The 20,847-nt window shown below is 65.5% G+C and carries 15 protein-coding genes and 1 riboswitch; of the genes, 11 read left to right on the top strand and 4 right to left on the bottom strand.

Going from position 1 to position 20,847, the window contains the following annotated elements:
- Positions 1-147 precede the first annotated feature (147 nt).
- Positions 148-1,524 (bottom strand): sensor histidine kinase N-terminal domain-containing protein, encoded by a 1,377-nt coding sequence (locus tag ACP693_RS16765; RefSeq protein ID WP_426016540.1) that lies wholly within the window; start codon positions 1,522-1,524, stop codon positions 148-150.
- Positions 1,521-2,183 (bottom strand): response regulator transcription factor, encoded by a 663-nt coding sequence (locus tag ACP693_RS16760; protein WP_346497299.1) that lies wholly within the window; start codon positions 2,181-2,183, stop codon positions 1,521-1,523. The genes ACP693_RS16765 and ACP693_RS16760 overlap by 4 nt, the downstream gene beginning before the upstream one ends.
- A gap of 83 nt (positions 2,184-2,266) precedes the next feature.
- Here ACP693_RS16760 and ACP693_RS16755 point away from each other — a divergent pair, with 83 nt between their 5' ends.
- The 8 genes from ACP693_RS16755 to ACP693_RS16720 all read left to right on the top strand — a co-directional run bounded on the left by ACP693_RS16755 (position 2,267) and on the right by ACP693_RS16720 (position 15,497).
- Positions 2,267-3,343 carry an ABC transporter substrate-binding protein gene (locus ACP693_RS16755; RefSeq protein WP_426016542.1) on the top strand — a complete coding sequence of 359 codons (1,077 nt, stop codon included), beginning with the start codon at positions 2,267-2,269 and terminating at the stop codon, positions 3,341-3,343.
- Positions 3,344-3,550: 207 nt separating this feature from the next.
- Positions 3,551-3,638, top strand: a riboswitch (glycine riboswitch).
- A gap of 174 nt (positions 3,639-3,812) precedes the next feature.
- Entirely contained in the window at positions 3,813-6,512 is a 2,700-nt protein-coding gene (locus tag ACP693_RS16750) for a TonB-dependent receptor domain-containing protein (RefSeq protein WP_426016544.1), read from the top strand.
- A 90-nt stretch (positions 6,513-6,602) separates the two neighbouring features.
- Positions 6,603-8,543: a S9 family peptidase gene (locus ACP693_RS16745; protein WP_426016546.1), complete on the top strand. Its 1,941-nt coding sequence runs from the start codon at positions 6,603-6,605 to the stop codon at positions 8,541-8,543.
- 30 nt (positions 8,544-8,573) lie between these two features.
- Complete coding sequence (locus ACP693_RS16740) at positions 8,574-9,569, top strand: amidohydrolase family protein (protein ID WP_426016548.1); 996 nt, start codon at positions 8,574-8,576, stop codon at positions 9,567-9,569.
- Between the two features lie 127 nt (positions 9,570-9,696).
- Positions 9,697-10,224, top strand: a complete 528-nt coding sequence (locus ACP693_RS16735) for an RNA polymerase sigma factor (RefSeq protein ID WP_426016550.1) — start codon at positions 9,697-9,699, stop codon at positions 10,222-10,224.
- Positions 10,221-11,165 (top strand): FecR family protein, encoded by a 945-nt coding sequence (locus ACP693_RS16730; protein ID WP_426016552.1) that lies wholly within the window; start codon positions 10,221-10,223, stop codon positions 11,163-11,165. Before ACP693_RS16735 ends, ACP693_RS16730 begins: the two co-directional genes overlap by 4 nt.
- Before the next feature lie 104 nt (positions 11,166-11,269).
- Positions 11,270-14,299, top strand: a complete 3,030-nt coding sequence (locus ACP693_RS16725; RefSeq protein ID WP_426016554.1) for a TonB-dependent receptor — start codon at positions 11,270-11,272, stop codon at positions 14,297-14,299.
- Between the two features lie 79 nt (positions 14,300-14,378).
- Positions 14,379-15,497 (top strand): pectinesterase family protein, encoded by a 1,119-nt coding sequence (locus tag ACP693_RS16720; RefSeq protein WP_426016555.1) that lies wholly within the window; start codon positions 14,379-14,381, stop codon positions 15,495-15,497.
- Positions 15,498-15,534: 37 nt separating this feature from the next.
- Here the strand turns inward: ACP693_RS16720 and ACP693_RS16715 are convergent, their stop codons facing one another.
- Entirely contained in the window at positions 15,535-16,278 is a 744-nt protein-coding gene (locus tag ACP693_RS16715; protein WP_426016557.1) for an IS6 family transposase, read from the bottom strand.
- A 174-nt stretch (positions 16,279-16,452) separates the two neighbouring features.
- A complete protein-coding gene (locus tag ACP693_RS16710; protein ID WP_426016559.1) occupies positions 16,453-17,178 on the bottom strand; it encodes a fatty acid desaturase in 726 nt (241 codons plus the stop codon).
- Between the two features lie 79 nt (positions 17,179-17,257).
- On the opposite strand from ACP693_RS16710, the gene crtY reads away from it, so the two are divergent.
- Genes crtY through ACP693_RS16695 form a run of 3 tightly spaced genes read left to right on the top strand, consistent with a single transcriptional unit; the run spans position 17,258 to position 20,846 of the window.
- Positions 17,258-18,436: a lycopene beta-cyclase CrtY gene (gene crtY, locus ACP693_RS16705; RefSeq protein ID WP_426016561.1), complete on the top strand. Its 1,179-nt coding sequence runs from the start codon at positions 17,258-17,260 to the stop codon at positions 18,434-18,436.
- On the top strand, positions 18,436-19,917 hold the full coding sequence (locus ACP693_RS16700; protein WP_426016563.1) for a phytoene desaturase: 1,482 nt from the start codon (positions 18,436-18,438) through the stop codon (positions 19,915-19,917). The genes crtY and ACP693_RS16700 overlap by 1 nt, the downstream gene beginning before the upstream one ends.
- Positions 19,914-20,846 carry a phytoene/squalene synthase family protein gene (locus ACP693_RS16695; RefSeq protein ID WP_426016565.1) on the top strand — a complete coding sequence of 311 codons (933 nt, stop codon included), beginning with the start codon at positions 19,914-19,916 and terminating at the stop codon, positions 20,844-20,846. Before ACP693_RS16700 ends, ACP693_RS16695 begins: the two co-directional genes overlap by 4 nt.
- The last annotated feature ends 1 nt before the right edge of the window (position 20,847 follow it).

The raw sequence follows: 20,847 nt of genomic DNA, 5'->3' as shown, positions 1-20,847 counted from the left end.
TACCGATGTCTGGAAACCTACCAATGTCCGGTCCTGGCGCTTTTCCGAAATGAGAGTGCAGGGCGATTTGCGCCTAAGCGGCATTTGCGGAGATGGGACCGGTCGCTGAAATCCATTCAGCTTCGCCGAAAACTTAGGCCAATATCCTTAGGTAAGAAGTCGAAAGACAATCCCTCCAACTAGGCCAGATCTCTTCCCGCCGCGATTGCACAGTTTGAACTGCGCGCCTTGAGCTTGGGCCAAGGTGTGAACGATCGCCAGGCCGAGGCCGGAGCCGGACGCTTGAGATGAGGCGGCGCGGAAGAAGCGGTCGGTAAGGTGGGGAAGCGTGGCTTCGTCGACGCCTGGGCCGTGATCCCAGACGCAGACCGCACCCGTCGTTTGAACATGCACGATCACAGGCGGTTCGCCGTGGTGGAAGGCGTTGTCGATCAGGTTGAGGATCTGTTCGGTGATGAGGTCTTCGGCGCCGAGGACGGTCACCGGTTCGGCAGGAAGACGAAGACGCATGGCGCCGGCAGGAAAGCTGCGACGCTCACGGGCGGCCTGGCAGGCGCGGCGTGCGGCGCGGCCGAGGTCGGCGGAAGACTCGATGCGGGCGCCGTCGGCGCGGGCCGTTGACAGCAGTTGTCCGACGAGGCGCGTCATGCCGCTGACGGCGTCGCGAGAATCGGCGAGCAACCGTCTCTCCTGATCCGTCCAGGGACGAGAAGAGCCTGCGAGAAGTTCGAGATTGGCGGACACCACCGACAGCGGCGTGCGCAGTTGATGCGAGGCGTCGGCTGCGAACCGCTGAATGCCGGAGGTCGAGGTCTCCAGCCGCGCGAGCAGATGGTTGAAGGCGTTCAGGACCGGCCAGAATTCGCGCGGGGCCAGATCGACATTGGTCGGGGCGAAGTCGGCTGAGGGGCTGGGCCGTCGCGTCAGGTCGTCGATCAGACGTTTGAGCGAGTTCAGGCCCCATTGCAGCGCTGGCCAGATCAGCAGAGCGGCCAGCACGACCAAAAGGCCAGGGAGAAGCAGCATGCTGCGGTAAAGCTCGCGCAGGCTGGCGCGGCGGGAGTCCAAACTTTGGGCGACCGAGACGCGGATGGGGGCGTCGCGGCCGGGGATGATCAGTGTCTGTTGCGCCATCCGCACCGAAACGCCCCGGACCGACAGGTCTGCGAAGACCGGGCGGTCCGCTTGGGCCTGAGCGAGGTTGGGCAGTTCTGGATAGCCAGTGACGAGCCAGTCGCCTTCGCGGACGCTGTAGAAGACGGCGTCACGCTCGGGGCCGTCCAGGAGGGCCAGGGCCCAAGGTTCCACGTTCACGGTGATGCGGTCATCCGCGACCGACACGGTCTCGCGGATCGTTTGCAGCGCGCCTGCCAGCAACCGGTCTGCATTGCTCGCCACCACCCGCTGGGCCGTCCAGGCGCCGACCGCCAGAACGACGACGGCGAAGATCGCCAGCGGAACCACCTGTGCGATCAACAGGCGCGTGACCAGGCTGTGGGAACGGGCAGGCCGGGCGCGGCTCATGGATCGAGACGATACCCGCGACCACGAATATTGGTCACCGCAGGACCGTCGGGCTGAAGCTTGCGACGCAGCCGTCCGACGTGGATTTCCAGCGCATTGAGGGACGGTGCCTCGTCCTGCGGGAAGACCTCGGCGGCCAGCAGGTCGCGGTCCACCACCTGTCCCGGCCGAGACGCAAGGACGCGCAGGGCGGCCCATTCGCGGGGGCGCAGAGCAAGGTCTCGGTCGTTGACCAGGGCGCGGCCGGTGCGCCAGTCGCAGAAGAGGGTTCCGACCACGACCGCGCCGGCGGCCTGTCCCTGACGCCGGCGCACGATGGCGCGCAGGCGCGCGACCAGTTCCGACGGAGCGAACGGCTTGACCAAATAGTCGTCGGCCCCGAGGTCTAGGCCCGCAACGCGGTCGCCGAGCGCGTCGCGCGCCGTCAGCATCAGAACCGGCGTCGACGATCCTCGACGCCTCAGGGTTCTGAGCACTTCGAAGCCGTCGATGTCGGGCAGGCCGATGTCCAGGATGGCGGCGTCGAAGACCTCTGCGCTTTCGAGCTGCAAGGCCTGTTCACCGCTGTCGATACAGCTTGCCTCGAACCCCGCCTCGTGAAGACTGGCTTCAAGTGAATGCCGCAGCGCCTTGTCATCTTCGACGACGAGTATTCTCATGGCGACGGAATGGGGCGACGGATCATGCGCGACACCATAGCCAGAAAGCCGGAGCGGTGAAGACGGATCGACGACATCTGCTGATGGGTCTGGCGGGAGGCGTCGCCGGATTGGGCGCCGCCGCCTGTTCGTCGGAACCGGAGGGGGCGGGCACCGCGCAGCGGGTCCGCTGGCTGGCGCGTCGCGAAGGGGCGCTGCACATCCTGACCAACACCAGCCTTATGGGGCCGGTACTGGAGGCCTTTCGTCGTCGCTGGCCCGGGATCAGCGTGCGTCTGGAAGACATAAACTCCACCCGGATCGCCGAACAGGTTCGCGCCCTGGCGGACGCTGGGCGGGACGGGCCGGATCTGGTCTGGAGCACGGCGATGGACGTGCAGGTCAAGCTGATCAACGACGGCTATGCCCAGGCCTACAAGTCCCCGCATCGGGCGGCGATGCCAGACGGGTCGGTGTGGCGCGACCAGGGATATGGGCTGACCGCCGAGCCGATCGTGTTCGCCTATAATAAGGGCCAGCTTGCGGGCGATGTCGTGCCCCGCAGTCACGCGGATCTGCTGCGGTTGCTCAGGACGCGGCCTGACGTCTTCGACGGACGCGTCACTCTCTATGATGCGGAACGCAGCGGCGTGGCCCTGATGCAGTTGTCGGCGGACGTGCAGATCTATCCCGACGCCTGGCCGTTGATGGAGGCGCTGGGCGCGCAGCGTCCGCGACTGGACACCTCGGGGCAGAGGATGATGGGCCAGATCGCCGATGGGCGGATGGTGTTCGCCTATAATATGAATCGGTCTTACGGCGAGTCCTGGGCCGAACGTGTTCCCGAGATCGGGCTGATCACGCCTGACGACTATCATCTGTCCGTTTCGCGGGTGGCGTTCATTCCGCGCAACGCCGCGCATCCGAATGCCGCGCGGCTGTTCCTGGACTTCCTGCTGTCGCGCGAAGGCCAGCGGGTGATCGGAGCGCTGGGTGTTCGGCCGGTGCGCGACGATGTCGATGCGCCCCTGCGACCCGCGTCGCCCGGCGTTCGGCCTATCCGTGTGGGGCCGGCCCTGCTGGCCAATCTGGATCAGGCGCGCCGCGCGACCCTGCTGACGCGATGGGACGCCGCGATGCGTCTTGGCGTCAGGGCGCCCTCGGATCCCGCCGCGCCCTGAGCGTTCCTGTGGATAAGTCCACAAAGTCCTAAACCCGCCTTTCTGTCACGCCGCCGTCACCGCCCCACGAGCTGCCGTTCTAGCGCGACCATAAACGATGCGCGCCGATCTTGAAGAGCAACGAAATGCGAACATGGCGCTTGTTGCCGCAATAAAATTGCGGTTTTCACGTATTTGACACCAGTCGCGGGGTCGATCTTACTCAGCTTCAGCAAGGCGGGAGAGATCGGCTCCGGCCGACGCCGAAGGCGCAACCGCCCCGGAAACGCTCAGGCAAACGGACCGTCTTGCTGAAGGAACGCTGGAGAGAAGGACGGGTCCGGGGGATCCGCCCTCGCCGAAGGAGAAACGGGTCGCAAGGCCCCGAAGCTCTCAGGCCTGATGACAGCGGGGGCGAAACGACGCCGCAGAGCGTCGCTCGCGTCAGACACCCCTGGGGAGGGGCGTCATCTTTATGAGGACCATCGCCTTGTCTCGTCTCAACCGCCATCTGACCACCTGCTGCAGCGCCATCGCCCTTCTGTCGTGCGCCGGGATCGCTCACGCACAGGACGCCCAAACCGCTCCAGAGGCCGCCGCCTCGGTGGACGACATCGTCGTCACCGCGTCCCGGATCGACCGGGCCGGCTTCCAGGCGCCCACGCCCACCATCCATCTGACGGCTGAGGATCTTTCGGTCGGCGCGCGCCAGAACATCGCCGCCGCGCTAAACGACATGCCTCAGTTCAAGGCCAGCAGTTCGCCCCAGACGACCGGCACCAACACAGGTGCGGGCAATGCGCCGGTCGATCTGCGCGGCCTGGGGATCAACCGCACGCTGGTCCTGATCGACGGGCGTCGGGTGTCGAGCGAAAACGACCTCAACAGCATTCCGTCCGTTCTGGTGAAGAGCGTGGACGTCGTCACCGGCGGCGCATCCGCAGCCTGGGGTTCGGGCGCCGTCGCCGGCGTTGTGAACATCGGCATCGACCGCTTCTTCACCGGCGGCAAGCTGGGCGCCGAATACGGCATCTCGTCCTTCGACGACGCCGAGCAACAGCGGTTCGAGGCCGCATGGGGCACGCCGTTCGCCAACGGCCGCGGTCATTTCGTGATCGGCGGCGAATATCTGGACAACGACGGCGTCGTTCCCAAGACCTCGCGTCCGGCCATCGGTCGCTGGGCTCAGGTCTCGAACGGCGCAGGCGCGTTTGTCACCGTTCCCAACGTCGGCTTCTCCAACGCAGCCTACGGCGGTCTGATCGTGTCCGGCGTGAATGCTGGCAAGGTGTTCAATCCCGACGGCACGCTGCGCGCCTTCAACTATGGCACGGTGGTCGGCACAAATACGGTTGGCGGCGAGGGACCGTCGAACGACGATCTCAGCCCCCTGGTCACGCCCCAGCGTCGCTACGCCGCTCTGGCCAGCGCCACCTACGAACTGGCCGACAAGCTGCGGCTGACGGCCGACGTCCGTCACTCGCGGATGTGGAACAACTACATCTGGTTCGGCGATCACAACCGCGGCAATCTGACGATCAAGAACGACAACGCCTTCCTGTCTGCGGCGATCAAGCAGCAGATGGCGGCGGCGGGCCAGACCTCCTTCACCATGGGCCGCTTCAACTCCGACCTGTCCTATTCTACGATCGATTTCGAGCGTGTCACGACCCAGGCGACCATCGCCCTGGACGGCGAGTTCGGCGACAACTGGCGCTGGGGCGCCTACTACAGCCACGGCGAATACGAGAATAATATCGACACGCCGGGCTTCCTGCTGACCACCAACTACGCCCAGGCGGTCGACTCGGTCATCAGCCCCGTCACCAATCAGCCCGTCTGTCGCGTGACCCTGACCAACGCCAACTCCGGCTGCGTGCCGATCAACCTGTTCGGCCTGGGCGCGCCGTCTCAGGAAGCCATCGACTATGTCACCGGCACGCCGCAACAACGGACCACGACGAAGCTGGATGTCGCCGGCGTCAGCCTGCGCGGCGAGCCCTTCAGCCTGCCGGCGGGGGATGTCTCGATCGCCGTCGGCCTTGAGGCCCGCAAGGAGCAGACCGATCAGCGCGTGGGTGAACTGGACGCCGCCAAGGCGTTCCAGACCTTCAGCTTCTCGGCCATGTCGGGCGAGTTCACCGTCAAGGAAGCCTTCGGTGAAATCCTGGTGCCGATCGTTCGCGACCTGCCGGTGTTGAACAATCTGGAATTCAACGCCGCAGCGCGTATCTCTGACTATGACACCACGGGCTCGATCTGGTCGTGGAAGGTCGGCGCGACCAACGAGTTCTTCCCCGGTTTCCGGGGGCGCATCACCCAATCGCGGGACATCCGTTCGGCCAACCTGACCGAACTCTACACCACCACCACGACCGGCTATAACAACATCAACGACCCCTTGAAGGGCCAGACCGTCTACACGCTGAACAACGGCGGCGGTAACCCGAACCTGGCGCCGGAAACGGCGGACACCCTGACGCTGGGACTGACCTATTCGCCCCCGTCGATCCCCAGCCTGAACATGTCGGTCGACTACTACAACATCAAGATCGACGATGTGATCACCACGATTGCGCCCCAGGATCTGGTCAGCCGCTGTTTCAACGGCAACACCGCCCTGTGCGCCAATGTCGATCGTGACACCTCGGGCAATCTGATTCGCACGCGGTCCACCTATGTGAACCTGGCCGAGTATCACACCGACGGCATCGACGCCGAAGTCTCCTATTCGTCCCCGGCGGACCTGTGGGTTCCGGGCGCGACCGGACGGGTGCAGATGCGCCTTGTCGGAACCTGGGTGAACAGCCTGACGACGGACGACGGCATCTCCGAGATCGAATACGTCAAGTCGCAGGGTTATGCCTTCGGCCTGGGCGTGCCGGAACTGCGGGTCAACGCCAGCCTGGGCTGGCAAGGGGAGGTGTTCGGCGCAAACCTGCGCGCCCGCTACATCTCGGAGGGCGTCTACAACAGCACCGTCAAGATCGTGAACAACGACATCGACGCCTTCACCTATGTCGATCTGGGGCTGACGGCCGATCTGGCCCACTACGGCGCCGACGGCGTCGAGCTCTACGCCAATGCGACCAACCTGTTCGACAAGTCGCCGCCGGATGGTTCGCTCTTCTCTCCGTACTACGACGTGGTCGGTCGGTACGTCACGGTAGGCGCGCGTTACCGCTTCTAGTTCGGGTAGCGCGCTCCAGGTCGCCGGCTTCGTTCTCCCGATCAGGAGCCGGCGACCCCTTCTTCTTTCCCCCAGTTCACGGTCCGAATGATGATCTCTCGTCTCCCGCTGGCGCTTGCGCTCGCGCTGTCTGCAGCGCCCGCCGCCTTCGCCGAAGCGCCCAAGCCGGCTGCGATCGTGGCCGATGGCCTGCCGGCGGTGCCGGACGATCTGGTCGCTGCGACCCAGCCCTATCTTCAGGCGCGTCGCGCCGCCTTCATGGGGTGGAACGCCGCAGACCGGTCCATGCTGATCAAGACCCGGTTCGGCGCCACGGACCAGCTTCACGTCGTCGCCGGTCCCGACGGAGCCCGCACCCAGATCAGCTTCGAGGCGGAGCCGATCGTGGGCGGCGCGTTGTCGCCTTCCGGCCAGACCCTGCTGGTCCAAAAGGACAATGGCGGGGATGAGTTCTATCAGCTCTACACCCTGTCCGGCGGCCGGCTGAATCGCATCACCGACGGCAAGAGCCGCAACTGGTTCGGCGCCTGGAGCCCGGATGGCAAGCGGGTCGGCTATGCCTCGTCGCGACGCAACGGCGCGGACATGGACCTGTATGTCGTCGATCCCGCCGACCCCTCGACCGACCGTCTGGTGGCGCAGGTTTCGGGCGGCGGCTGGAACATCGCCGACTTCTCCGGGGATGGGGCCAAGGCCCTGGTCCTGAACCGGATGTCGATCAACATCGCCGTGGTCTATGAACTGGACCTGGCGTCCGGCCGGATGACGCCGCTGACGGATCCGGCGGCGCAGGTTTCTTATGTCGATCCCAAATATGCGGCCGACGGCACGGTCTGGGCGACATCCAACAAGGACAGCGACTTCCTGCGCCTGGGGCGGATCGGACAGGGCGGTTTCGCGCCCGTCAGCTCCGAGACCCGGTGGGACGTTAGTGATTACGCACTGGCGCCGGACGGCAGCTTCATCGCCTATGCCGTGAACGAGGCGGGCGTCTCGCGGCTCAAGGTCATGGATGTCGCCACGGGCGCCGTCCGTGTCGTCACGGGCCTGCCGGAGGGCGTCATCCCCTACACCATCGGCCCCGCCATCGACATCGCCCCCTGGGGCGCGATCGGGCTGAGCCTGTCCTCCGCCCGCGTGTCGGGCGACGCCTTCTCCATCGATCCGACGACCCTGGCGGTCACCCAATGGACCCACAGCGAGACCGGCGGCCTGGACCCCGCGATCAACATCGAGCCCAAGCTGGTCGAGGTGAAGAGCTTCGACGGCGAGACCGTGTCCGGCTTCCTCTATCAGCCCGATCCGGCCAAATTCCCCGGCAAGCGCCCCCTGATCGTCGACATCCACGGCGGACCGGAAGGCCAGACCCGTCCCGATTTCCTGGGCTCTCAGAACTATCTACTGAACGAACTGGGCGTGGCGATCTTCTTCCCCAACGTGCGCGGGTCTTCCGGCTACGGCACACGGTTCGTGAACCTGGACAACGGCCCGTTCCAGCGCGAGAATTCGGTCAAGGATATCGGCGCCTTCCTCGACGTGCTGGAGGTCAATCCGGACCTGGACGCCTCGCGGTTCGCCGTGACCGGCGTCTCGTACGGAGGCTATATGTGCTACGCCACGGCGGTGCATTACAGCGACCGGCTGAAGGGGGCGAACTGCTACGTCGCCATCTCCAACTTCGTCACCTTCCTGGAAAACACCCAGTCGTATCGCCGCGACCTGCGGCGCGTGGAATACGGCGATGAGCGTGATCCGGTGCAGCGCGCGCAACTGCAGGCTATCTCGCCCCTGACCAGCGTGGACAAGATCACCATTCCGCTGCTGGTCGCCACAGGCGGCAACGACCCCCGCGTCCCGGCGTCCGAAGCCGACCAGATCATCAGCGCCGTGCGCGGCAACGGCGGCACGGCCTGGCACCTGCTGGCGCAGAACGAGGGGCATGGTTTCCACAAGAAGGAAAACGAGGACTACTATTTCTGGACCAGCCTGTTGTTCTGGAAACAGACGCTGCTGGGCGACGCCGCGCGCTGAGCTCCACCGGCGCGTTTCAGAAATCTATCCATGACCTTCAAATGCATCGTCGCGGCGAGCGCGGTTTCGGCCGCGCTGCTTGCGGCGCCCGTGATGGCGCAGACCCGCACGCCGGTTCACACCGACCATCACGTCCACGTCCATTCGCCGGCTATTCTCGAGATTTTGCCGGCCTATTGCAGCAGTCCGGGACGGCTCGGCGCGTGCGACCCGGCCTTCGTCAGACCGCTGACAGCCGATGCTCTGCTGGCGGATATGGACGAAGCGGGGGTGCAAACGGCCTGGATGATGTCCACGGCCTATCTGGCTGAAAGCCCGATGATGGTTCCCCCGCTGGCCGACGCCGCGACGCGGGTTCACGACGCCAACGCCTTCACCGTCGCTACGGCGGCGGCGCACCCGGGGCGACTAGTCGCCTTCGTCTCGGTCAATCCGCTGACGCCCGAAGCTCTGGCCGAAATCGAGGCGTGGAAAGACGACCCCTACGCCCAGGGATTGAAGCTGCACCTGACCAACTCGGATGTCGATCTGCGCAATCCCGACCACGTTCGTCGCCTGGCGGCCGTCTTCGAGGCCGCATCGGACGCCCGGCTGACCATCATGATCCATATGCGCACCCGGGCAGAGGGCTATGGCGCGCCCGAAGTTCGCATCTTCGTCGAACAGGTCCTGCCCCGCGCCCGCAACGTCCCTGTGGTCATCGCCCATTCCGGCGGCTGGGGCGGCCTGGACGCGAACACCTGGGACGCGCTGGAGGCGTTTCGATACGCCCTGGCGGACCGGCCTGACACATTTCCCAACCTCTACTTCGACCTGGCCCAGGTTTTCGACGCCGATACGTCGCCGGAAAACCGGGCGCGACTGGTCGAGGTCATGAGAAGCATCGGCGTCGAGCGTTTCGCGCCAGGTTCCGACTGGCCCTTCTCCGGGTCTTTGGACGGCTATCTGAACGACGCGATGGGGTCTTTGCCGCTGTCGTCACAGGAAGCGGCTGCCCTGCGGCAAAGACGCGTCGCGGTGAGATAGCGAGCCGAATGGCGTCCGCAGCCTCGACGCTTTGACGGAAAGTTCGTCCGCGCGCATCGTGCTCCCAACGGGGGAGCGACGGTAGGTGCAAGGCGGCGGGGAATCGGAACGGGCGCGGGTTCGCTGGTTGGCGCGCGAAATCCTGCCCCATGAGCAGGACGTGCGCGTCTGGCTGAAGCGTTCGCTCGTCACGTCCAATGATGTCGATGACGTCGTTCAGGAAGCCTATTGCCGACTGGCGAACCTCAAGGCGGTCGAACAGATCGAAAGCCCGCGGGCCTATTTCTTTCAGACGGCGCGGTCCGTGGTGCTGGAGCAGATGCGGCGCGCCCGGATCGTGCGGATAGACGCCGTGACGGAAATCGACGCCCTGCGCATCGAGTGGGACGAACCGTCGCCCGAGCGTATCGCCGGGGGGCGCAAGGAACTCGAACGCGTAATGAAGATCGTCGCCACATTGCCGGAACGCAGCCGGCGCATCTTCGAGATGCGCCGGATCATGGGGCTGTCGCAAAAGGAAATCGCGGTTCAGCTGGGCGTGACCGAAAACGTGGTCGAGAACGAAGCCGCGCGGGGGCTGAAGGCGGTTCTGGCCGGCTTGGCCAAGGCGGATTCCCAAGTCCATGCGTCGTCGAGCGGGGAACGGCGCGCATGAACCGGGAAATCTCGACCGAAATCGACGCCGTCGCCGCCGAGTGGGCCGCTCGGCTTGACGCGGGCGCGTTGGGCGCTGGGGACCAGATCGCATTGAACGACTGGCTCGCAGGCGACAGCCGTCGTCAGGGCGCCTTGTGGCGGGCGCGGGCGGTCATGACCCTGATGGTCGATCCTGTGTCGGAGGCGAAGGCGCGCCAGACGCCGGCAAAGCTCGACCGCCGCATCATGTTGGGCGGTTTTGGCCTGGCGGCGGCGGTCGCCGCCGGCGTCGTGCTGACGCCGGTCTTGTCGCGACAGCGTTATCGCACCTTGGTGGGAGAGATCCGTCGGGTGCCGTTGGCGGATGGGTCGATGGCGGCGATCAACACCGATACGACGCTGGATATCCGCTTCCAGAAGGCCGAGCGCGCCGTGACGCTGGACCGCGGCGAGGCCTGGTTCCAGGTCGCAAAAGATCGGTCGCGTCCGTTCGTCGTGGCGGCAGGCGACATTCGGGTTCAGGCGGTCGGCACCGCCTTCTCCGTCCGCCGCAAGGCCGGCGGGGCTGAGGTTCGGGTGACCGAAGGCGTTGTGGAGGTCTGGAGCGACAAGGGCGCCGGAGGACAGCGTCGCCGCGTCGTGGCCGGCGAACAGGTCTTCGTCAGCGATCAGGCCGGCGCCTCCAGCCCGGTCAAGCGTCCGCTGGAGATGGATCGCGCCCTGTCGTGGCGGGACGGCCAGATCGTTCTGGATGGTGACACAATCGCCGCTGCGGCCGCCGAGTTCAATCGCTACAACGGCCGCAAGATCGTGATCGTCGATCCCGATCTGGAAGGCCGCACGGTCGTCGGCTGGTTCCGCACCAACGAGCCGGAAAGCTTCGCCGAGGCCGTCGGCGTCGCCCATGGTGCAGGGGTGACGGTCGGAAATGACGTCATCATGCTGGGCGGGGCGAAATAAATCTTTTGATCCGGCGACGGAAAGTCGATCGCCGGACATCGAGACTCTTGGAACCCTCGCAGAAGGGTCCGGGAACCAGGAAACAGAAAAGGGAGGGCCGACGCATGGCCATGTCGCGAAACCAAGGCGCGAGGGCGTCGCTGATGATCGCCGTCAGCACGATGACTCTGGCCGGCGCTGGCGCCGCCCAGGCGCAAGACAGGCAGTTCAATGTTCCGGCGCAACCCGCCTCGACCGGCGTGGCTGCATTTGCACGTCAGGCCGATCTGCAGGTTCTGGCTTCGACGGATGCGGTCGCCGGACAACGGACCGCCGCCGTGCAGGGCGTCTATTCCGTCAATCAGGGCCTGAACCAGCTTTTGCAGGGCAGCAATCTTGTCGTGGCGTCCAACAACGGACGTACGGCCGTTCTCGCCGGCGCGACCGTGGCCCCGCAGACCGCCGCCCAGGGGAGCGAAGTCGAAGACCAGGCCGACGAAGTCGAAACTATCGTGGTAACCGGTTTCCGTGCCTCGTTGGGCAGTGCGCTGACGGCCAAGCGTCGGGCAAACGGCGTCGTCGATGTGATCAAGGCCGAGGACATGGCCGACTTCCCCGACGCCAATCTGGCCGAGTCCATCCAACGGGTGCCGGGCGTCTCCATCGCGCGCGACGCCGGCGAAGGCCGTCAGATCACGGTGCGGGGCCTGGGACCGCAGTTCACGCGTGTCCGCATCAATGGCGTCGAGGGCCAGAGCACGGCGTCGGGCACCGACAGTTCGGGCGGGGCGAACCGTAACCGCGCGTTCGACTTCAACGTCTTTGCGTCCGAGCTTTTCAACAGCATCACCGTGCGCAAGACCGCCTCGGCCGAGACTGAAGAAGGTTCGCTGGGCGCGACGGTCGATCTGCAGACCGGGCGACCCTTCGACTATGCCGGCGCCAATCTCGTGCTGTCGGGCCAGTACGGCTACAACGACCTGTCGCGCAAATGGGACCCAAGGTTCGCCGCGCTCGCCAGCAACACCTGGATGGACGGCCGGCTCGGCGCACTCGTGTCGGTCGCCTACACCAAGCGTCAGTTGTTGGAAGAAGGCCACGGCTCCGGCGGCTGGCTGAACGGCACGGAGGCCGGCGGTTACAATCCCGCGTCGCCCTTTGCCGATGCAAGGCGGGCCGATGTCTATACGCCGCGCTTCCCGCGCTACGGACGGCTCACCCATGATCAGGAGCGTCTCGGCCTGACCGGTTCAGTGCAGTTCCGCCCGCAGGAACAAACGCTGATCAACCTCGATCTGCTCTATTCCGACTTCAAGGCGACGCGTCAGGAGAACTGGCTGGAGGCCCTGTCCTTCGCCCGTAACGCGTCCCAGGGCGGACGGCCGGAAATCATCGTGCGCGACGGCGTCATCGATGCGAACGGGGACATGGTCTATGGCCTGTTCGACGACGTCGATGTGGAGACCGAGACTCGCTACGACGAGCTGGACACCAAATACACCCAAGGCACGCTGAGCATCGAACATGCGTTTAGCGACCGGTTCCGCGTCAAGGGTCTGATCGGCTATTCCACGTCCGACTTCGATAACCCGATCCAGATGACGGTGATCCTGAATCGCGAGAATTCGGACAACTACTTCTACGACTATCGGCAGAACCGCGACGCGCCGCTGATCGGCTTCGGCTACGATGTCACCGACCCGCTGGCCTATAATTTCGGAGCCGCGCGTTCGGAGATCCGCCTGCGTCCGCAGGGCGTGACGAACACGATCAAGACGGCGCAGCTCGACGGAGGCTTTGACCTGACGCCGTCGCTGACGCTGAAGGCGGGGGTGAACTACAAGGAATATGAGTTCGATTCCTGGGCTCTGGCGCGGGTCAACGAGGGCGTAGTGCCCCAACTGCCCGCAGGTGTGACCCTGACCAGCCTGACCGAGCTGGTCAGCGGCTTCGGACGCAATCTGGGGGCGCCAGACGGCACGGTCACGAACTGGATCGCACCGAACCTCAACGCCTTCGCGGACCTGTTCAACATCTACAGCGGCACGGGTCTGTTCGAACTGAGCGGCGCATCGAACGCCAATGCACGGGGCAATATCCGCAATGTGACCGAGAAGGACTCGGCCGCCTATCTCCAGTTGGACTTCGATACGGAGCTCGGCGGTATTCCGGTGCGGGGCGACATCGGCGTTCGTTATGTGAAGACGAAGCAGAGCTCGACCGGCTATCAGCTGGTCGCCGGCGCCGCCCAGCAGACGACGGTCGATCGCGACTATGACGACGTGCTGCCGGCACTGAACCTGACGGCCGAGGTCACGCCGGACTTCCTGCTGCGCTTCGGTGCGGCCAAGGTCATGACGCGTCCCAATCTCGGCAGCGTAACGCCGGGCGGAAGCCTGAGCACGGTCGGCGTGTTCAGCGTCAGTTCGGGCAATCCGTATCTGGATCCCATTCGCGCCACGACCTACGACCTGTCGGCCGAATGGTATTTCGCCCCGGACGCTCTGCTGTCCGTTGGGCTCTTCTACAAGGACATCGAAAGCTACATCCAGACCTCGCGGATCTCGCAGCCGTTCAATCAGTCAGGCCTGTCGCCGGACTTGCTCAACGGCCTGGGCGTGTCGCCCAGCGATGTCTTCCTGTTCAGCCAGCCGGTCAATACGGAGGGCGGGCCGCTGAAGGGGATCGAGATCAGCTATCAGCAGCCGTTCACCTTCCTGCCTGGGCCGTTCGACAATCTCGGCGCCATCTTCAACGTCACCCTGGTGGATTCGAAGATCAGCTACATCTCGTCGCGGTCTCCGTCGGGCTTCGTCGAAAACGACCTGCTCGGCCTGTCGAAGACCGCCTACAACGCCACCCTCTATTATGAGGACGACCGGTTCAGCGCCCGTGTGTCGGCCGCCTATCGCGATCGCTATCTGACGGCGGTGCCCAGCGGCACCAGCACCAATGATATCGACGGGGTGCGCGAGATCGTGACGGTGGACGCCTCGGCCTCCTACGCCCTGACCGATCGCATCAAGGTGACGTTCGAAGGGTTGAACCTGACCGACGCCTTCAACGAGCAGTACACCGACAGCCGCCGCGACAGCATCTACGTCTATTCGCACACGGGACGACAGTACAACTTCGGCGTCCGCTACACCTTCTAAGACACTCCCAACTCCCCCCGGGAGACTGGGCGCTGGGCGGTACGCCGGCCGGCGCCCTCTTTTTCAATTCGGAGCCGCCATGATCCCGCTGGTCTCACGTCGCAACCTGTTGGCTGCTGGCGCCGTCCTGCCCATGATAGCGTCGACGCCATCATGGTCGGCTGCGACAGCATTCGACGCGGTCATCTGGGCCGGCCCCGGCGACCGTCAATTCGAGGCGCCCGTCTATCCCAGCCTGTCCGCCGCCATCGCCGCCGCGCCGGCTGACGGACGAAAGCCGTTCCGTATTCTGGTGACCCGCGGAATCTGGACCGAGCAGGTCGTCGTCGACAAACCCTTCATCCATTTGATCGGCGAGGATCGGGCGGGGTCGGTGATCAACCACCTGGCGGCCTCGGGACTGGCGGCGCCGGATGGCCGGATGTGGGGCACGTTCCGCACACCGACCCTGTTTGTGCGGGCGCCCGATTTCCACGCCGAGACTTTGACGATCAACAACGCCTTCGACGGTCTGGCCGAGATGACCAAGCCGAACGGCCTGCATTCGCACAATGGGGCAGGGCCGCAGGCCGTGGCCCTGATGATGGACAAGGGGTCGGACCGCGCCGTCGTCCGCAACTGCGATATTCTCAGCTATCAGGACACCCTGTTCCCCGATGCAGGCGCGACGCTGTTCGATCGGTGCCTGATCACAGGCAGTTATGATTTCATCTTCGGAGGCGGGCGGGCCTGGTTCGAACGCTGCGAAATTCGCTCACGCTTGCGGCCCGCCGATCCGGTCGAAGGCTATATCGTCGCGCCAAGCACGCCGATCGAACAGGCTTACGGCTTCGTCTTCCACGAGTGCCGCCTGACCAGAGATGATGGCGTCGCCCGACATTCCGTCTTTTTAGGACGGCCGTGGCGGCCCTCCAGCGCCTTCCCGGATGGGCGGTATGGCGACCCCCGCTTCGTCGGGGCTGCGACCTTCCTGAACTGCTGGATGGACGACCATATCGCGCCGGCCGGCTGGACCGAGATGTGGTATACGGGACGCGACGGCAATCCGCGCACCATGCTCCAGCCTGAAGACGTCCGCTTTGCCACCTTCGGCTCGCGCGGGCCCGGTCGGGCGGAGTTCTCACGTGGTATGCGCCTGACGGGGGCGCAGGCTGAACGGATCAAAAAGGAGATGGTGTTCGCAGTGCTGTCAGCTTAATCGAGGCGGCCCGCAACTTGCCCAACCCGACGACATCTCAGGCGACAGCGACGGCCCACGCCGCATCCGCCCACGCCGCATCCGCCCAGGCGCGGAAAAGGCGCAGGGTTGGTTGGCTGATGAGATGTCTCTGGGTGTAGAGTGTATTGTAGATCGCGGCGTGGGTGGTGAGGAAGTGCTGCGCTGAAGCCTGGGACTTGAACAGCTGCTGTTGCCGCTCTCGCCGGCCGATGGGCAGATGAGAGTTGTCCGCCCGATAGTTCTCTCGCAATCGGCCTGGGGAATGCAGATGGCGCAGGCCAAGCTGGCTCAAAGTCGCTTGGTATGATGCGAGGCCATCGGTCACGATCTTTTCTGGCTCAACAGGCTGGTTTCGCAGCAGACGCCGGAGCAGTTTTAAGGCCGCATTGGTATCCCGTCGTGGCTGAACGATGACGTCCAGCACTTCGCCCTCGTCATCCACGGCGCGCCAGAGAAACATGCGCTTTCCACCGATCAAGCAAACAAGCTCGTCGAGGCACCAGCGGGGAGAGGGGGAGAGGGGAGAGGGGAGAGGGGAGAGGGGAGAGGGGAGAGGGCGAAGCTTCTTCAGCCGTCGTGCGATCTGAGGTCCGAACTTGATCGTCCAGCACCTGATCGTCTCATAGCTGACGTCGATTCCGCGCGCGGCCATTAGCTCTTCAACGTCGCGAAGGCTGAGGCTGAAGCGAAAGTAGAGCCACACGGCCTGCCGGATCACCTTCGATGGGAAGCGATGGCGCTTGAACGATAGCGGCTTCACGAAATGCGATCTCCGATCAGACTCTTAGGGGTTCGAAGTGGAGACAGGTTAGCGTTAGACTGACAGCACCGCCATCCTCTCAAGAGAATCCTGGATTGGCGACCTGAGACATGATCCAGGCGGTTGCTCCGTTTACGATTTCTGACGCTGAGGCGACGGACCCGCTCTCTTTATCTAGCTGAACAATCGCCACCAGGGCTTCCACGGGGTCAGATGGTGTTCGTGGTGGCGGCCGAAGTGGAAGCAGGTCAGCAGGGACAGGACGGGGCCGAACGGGCTGCTGCGGGCGTTGTGGTGGTCGGGGAAGGCGTCGTCGGCGTGGCGGTGGGGCAGCCAGGTGCCGAAGGTGAAGAGCTGGAGCGCCGAGAGCAGGGCGGGGGCGGCCCAGAAGACCAGAAGGTTCGGGACGTGCGCGCCCAAGGCGAAGACGGCGATCAGGACCAGCAGGGTCAGAACGGCCAGCTCGCGCCAGCCGAAATAGGTGCGGAAGAAGCCGTAGAACCACGGAAGAAAGGCGCGCGGGGCGTCGGCATGGAAGTCGGGATCGTCCGGCGTGCCGGGCGCGGCGTGATGGCCGTGATGGGCGGTCTTCAGCGGCGTGAACCGGAAACCGGCGTAAAGGCCCAGGACCAGGCTGCCGACCGCGACGTTCAGCCTGGGCCGGCCTGGCGCCAGCGAGCCGTGCATGGCGTCGTGCGCGACGATGAACAGGCCCACGGACAGCCAGGTCTGGATCGCCACGATCAGCGGGACGATCAGAAGGCTCCACGCCGTCCAGCGGTGGAAATAGACGCCGTAGATATGCAGAGCCAGCCAGGCCGACGCGATCATCCCGGCGAGCGTCAGACCGATCAGGGTCTGGTTCGGGACGATCCGAGGCGCAGGGGAGACGGCGGACATGGCGCGACACTAGCGCACTGTGCGCGGGTAAGCATCCTGTTCGCTTGCCGCATCCGTCGTCGCGTGCCACCTGTCGGGAATGCAGGCCGACGCCTTTGACACCTCCGGGGCTGACCTCCTTCTGATCGGCGGCGGCCTCGCCAACGGTCTGTTGGCGCTGCGCCTGTCGCAGCTTCGGCCCGACCTGGATGTCCGCATCGTCGAGGCGGCCGAGACACTGGGCGGCGTGCATACCTGGTCCTTCTTCGAAGGTGATCTGACGGCGGCGCAGCACGGCTGGATCGACCCCTTGGTCGTGCATCGCTGGCCCGGCTATGCAGTTCGGTTTCCGCAGTTCGAGCGCAATCTCTCCACCGGATACCGCAGCGTGACGGCCGAACGGTTCGCGGCGGTGGTCAGCGCGGCCTTGCCCGGCCGCATCATGCTGGGGGCGCCGGTCGTGTCGGTGTCCGAGACCGAGGCGGTGCTGGCCGACGGTCGTCGGCTGAAGGCGAGGGCGGTCATCGACGGGCGAGGGCCGGTCGCCACGCCGGACCTGGCGCTGGGCTTCCAGAAGTTCGTCGGGCAGGAGGTTCGACTGGCGGCGCCGCACGGCCTGACCGCACCCATCGTCATGGACGCCCGCGTCGATCAGGCGGGAGGCTATCGCTTCCTCTACACCCTGCCGTTCGACGACCGGACCCTGTTGATCGAGGACACCCGCTATACCGACGGCGCCGAGCTGGATCGCGATGTATTCCGGCAAGGCGTGCGCGACTATGCCGCACAGCAGGGGTGGGTCATCGAGACGGTCCTGAGGGAGGAGGACGGCGTCCTGCCCGTGGCCCTGGACGGCGACATCGCCGCGCACCTGACCCGCATGGGGCCGACGGCGTTGAGCGGCCTGCGTGCCGGACTGTTTCATCCGACGACCGGTTATTCCCTGCCGGACGCGGTGCGTCTGGCCGATCATCTGGCGGACCTCTGGGCGAAAGATTTCCAGGGTGCGAGCCTGGCCGCCGACATCCGACGCCATGCGCAGGACGTATGGGCCGGGCGAGGTTTTTATCGGTTGCTGAATCGGATGTTGTTTCGCGCGGCGCGCCCCGAAGAACGATACAGGGTGCTGGAGCGGTTCTATCGTCTGCCTCAACCCTTGATCGAACGCTTCTACGCCGCCGGATCCACCTTCGCCGACAAGGCGCGGATCCTGAGCGGAAAACCCCCGGTGCCCCTGGGCGCCGCACTGACCTGTCTGGTCGAAAAAGGACGTGCGTGATGCGGGCTGCAGTGATCGGATCGGGCTTCGGGGGGCTGTCGCTGGCCATACGGCTGCAGTCGGCGGGCATTCAGACCACGGTGTTCGAGGCGCGCGATCTGGCGGGCGGCCGGGCCTATGTCTTCAAGGACAAGGGCTACACCTTCGACGCCGGTCCCACCGTCATCACCGATCCGTCGGCGCTGGAGGAGCTGTTCGAGGCCAGCGGGCGCAAGCTGTCGGACTATGTCGAACTGCTGCCGGTCGCGCCCTTCTATCGGCTGTGCTGGGAAGACGGCGACGTGTTCGACTACGTCAACGATCAGGACGAGCTGGATCGCCAGATCGTGGCGCGCAATCCGGCCGACAAGGAGGGCTATCGCAAGTTCCTGGGCTATTCCGAGGATCTGCTGAAGGAAGGCTATCTGAAGCTGGGGGCCGTGCCGTTCCTGGACTTCGCCAGCATGATCAAGGCGGCGCCCGAACTGATGCGGCTTCAGGCCTGGCGGTCGGTCTATGACAAGGTGGCCAGCTTCATTCAGGACGAGCACCTGCGCCAGGCGTTCAGCTTCCACTCCCTGCTGGTCGGCGGCAATCCGTTCGCGACCTCGTCGATCTATGCGCTGATCCATGCGCTGGAGCGGCGCTGGGGCGTGTGGTTCCCGCGCGGCGGCACCGGCGCCTTGATCCAGGCCATGGTGCGCCTGCTTGAGGACCTGGGCGGCGAGGTGCGGTTGAACAGTCCGGTCGAACGGATCACCATGGCGAACGGTCGCGCGACCGGGGTGGTCTTGGGCGGCGAGGCCCTGGCCTTCGACATGGTCGCCTCGAACGCCGACGTGGTTCACACCTATCAGCGCCTGCTGGGCCAGGAGCCGCGCGGTCGCAAGGAGGGCGCCAAGCTGGCGTCGCGGCGCCATTCCATGTCGCTGTTCGTCATCTATTTCGGCCTGAAGCGGGTTCACCCGGAGGTCCGCCACCACACGGTGCTGTTCGGCCCGCGCTATCGCGAGCTGATCGCCGAAATCTTCAAGGGGCCGGACCTGCCCGACGACTTCTCGCTGTATCTGCACGCGCCGACGCGGACCGATCCGTCGCTGGCGCCCGAGGGCTGCGACGCCTTCTATGTGCTGGCGCCCGTGCCGCACCTGGCGTCGGCGGATATCGATTGGGAAGTCGAGGGGCCGCGCTATCGCGACCGGATTCTGGCCTATCTGGAAGAGCGCTACATCCCCGGCCTGACGGCGGACCTCGATACCTGCCGCATCTTCACGCCGGTCGATTTCCGCGACCAGCTGAACGCGCACCAAGGCTCGGCCTTCTCGCTGGAGCCGATCCTGACCCAGAGCGCCTGGTTCCGGGTTCATAATCGCGACGACCAGATCCCCAACCTGTATTTCGTGGGCGCCGGCACCCATCCCGGCGCGGGCGTGCCCGGCGTGGTCGGCTCGGCCAAGGCCACGGCCGCCCTGATGATCGAAGGCGCGAGGCTGCCGGCATGACCGACGCCGTCCTGGACCACAGCCGTCAGGCGATGGAGCAGGGCTCCAAGAGCTTTGCCGCCGCCGCGCGCCTGTTTCCGGCGGCGATCCGCGACGACGCCTGGATGCTGTATTCGTGGTGCCGACACTGCGACGACGAGATCGACGGCCAGGTCCTGGGTCACGGCGCGGTCGGCATCGATCCGGTTCTGGCCAGCGAAAAGCTGGTCGAACTGCGCGCCCGCACGGCGGCGGCTCTGGCCGGCGAGCCGCAGACCGACCCGGTCTTCACCGCCTTCCAGCGCGTGGCGGATCGTCATTCCATCCCGGCCGAGGAGGCGATGGACCTGTTGCGCGGGTTCGAGATGGACGTGGTCGCACGGCGTTACGACACGCTGGAGGACACGCTGGACTATGCGTATCACGTGGCGGGCGTGGTCGGGGTGATGATGGCCCGGATCATGGGGGTCGAGGACGCGCCCACTTTGCGCCGCGCCCAGGACCTGGGGCTGGCGTTTCAGCTGACGAACATCGCGCGCGACGTGGTCGAGGATGCGAAGGGCGGGCGGGTCTATCTGCCGGGCGCCTGGCTGGACGAGGCCGGGGTGCCGCGCGATCAGGTCGATCAGCCCCAGCACCGCGCCGCCGTCGCCCGCACCGCCCAGCGCCTGGTCGCGGCGGCCGAACCCTTCTACGCCTCGGCCCGGTGGGGCCTTCGCGATCTGAATCCGCGTTCGGCCTGGGCCATCGCCACGGCGCGCGGCGTCTATCGGTCGATCGGTCGCCATGTCTCGCGCGCCGGGCCGGCGGCCTGGGACGGTCGGACCTCGGTCGACAAGGCGGGCAAGCTGATGCTGCTGGGACGCGGCGGTTTGATCGCCCTTTGGTGCAAGACGCTGGACGCCTGGCGCGAACCGCCGCCGCGTCCAGCCCTTTGGACCCACGTCTGAG

It is taken from the genome of Brevundimonas sp. TWP1-3, from assembly GCF_049896085.1.
Classification (GTDB): Bacteria; Pseudomonadota; Alphaproteobacteria; order Caulobacterales; family Caulobacteraceae; genus Brevundimonas.
This window is presented reverse-complemented; position numbering and strand designations above follow the sequence as displayed.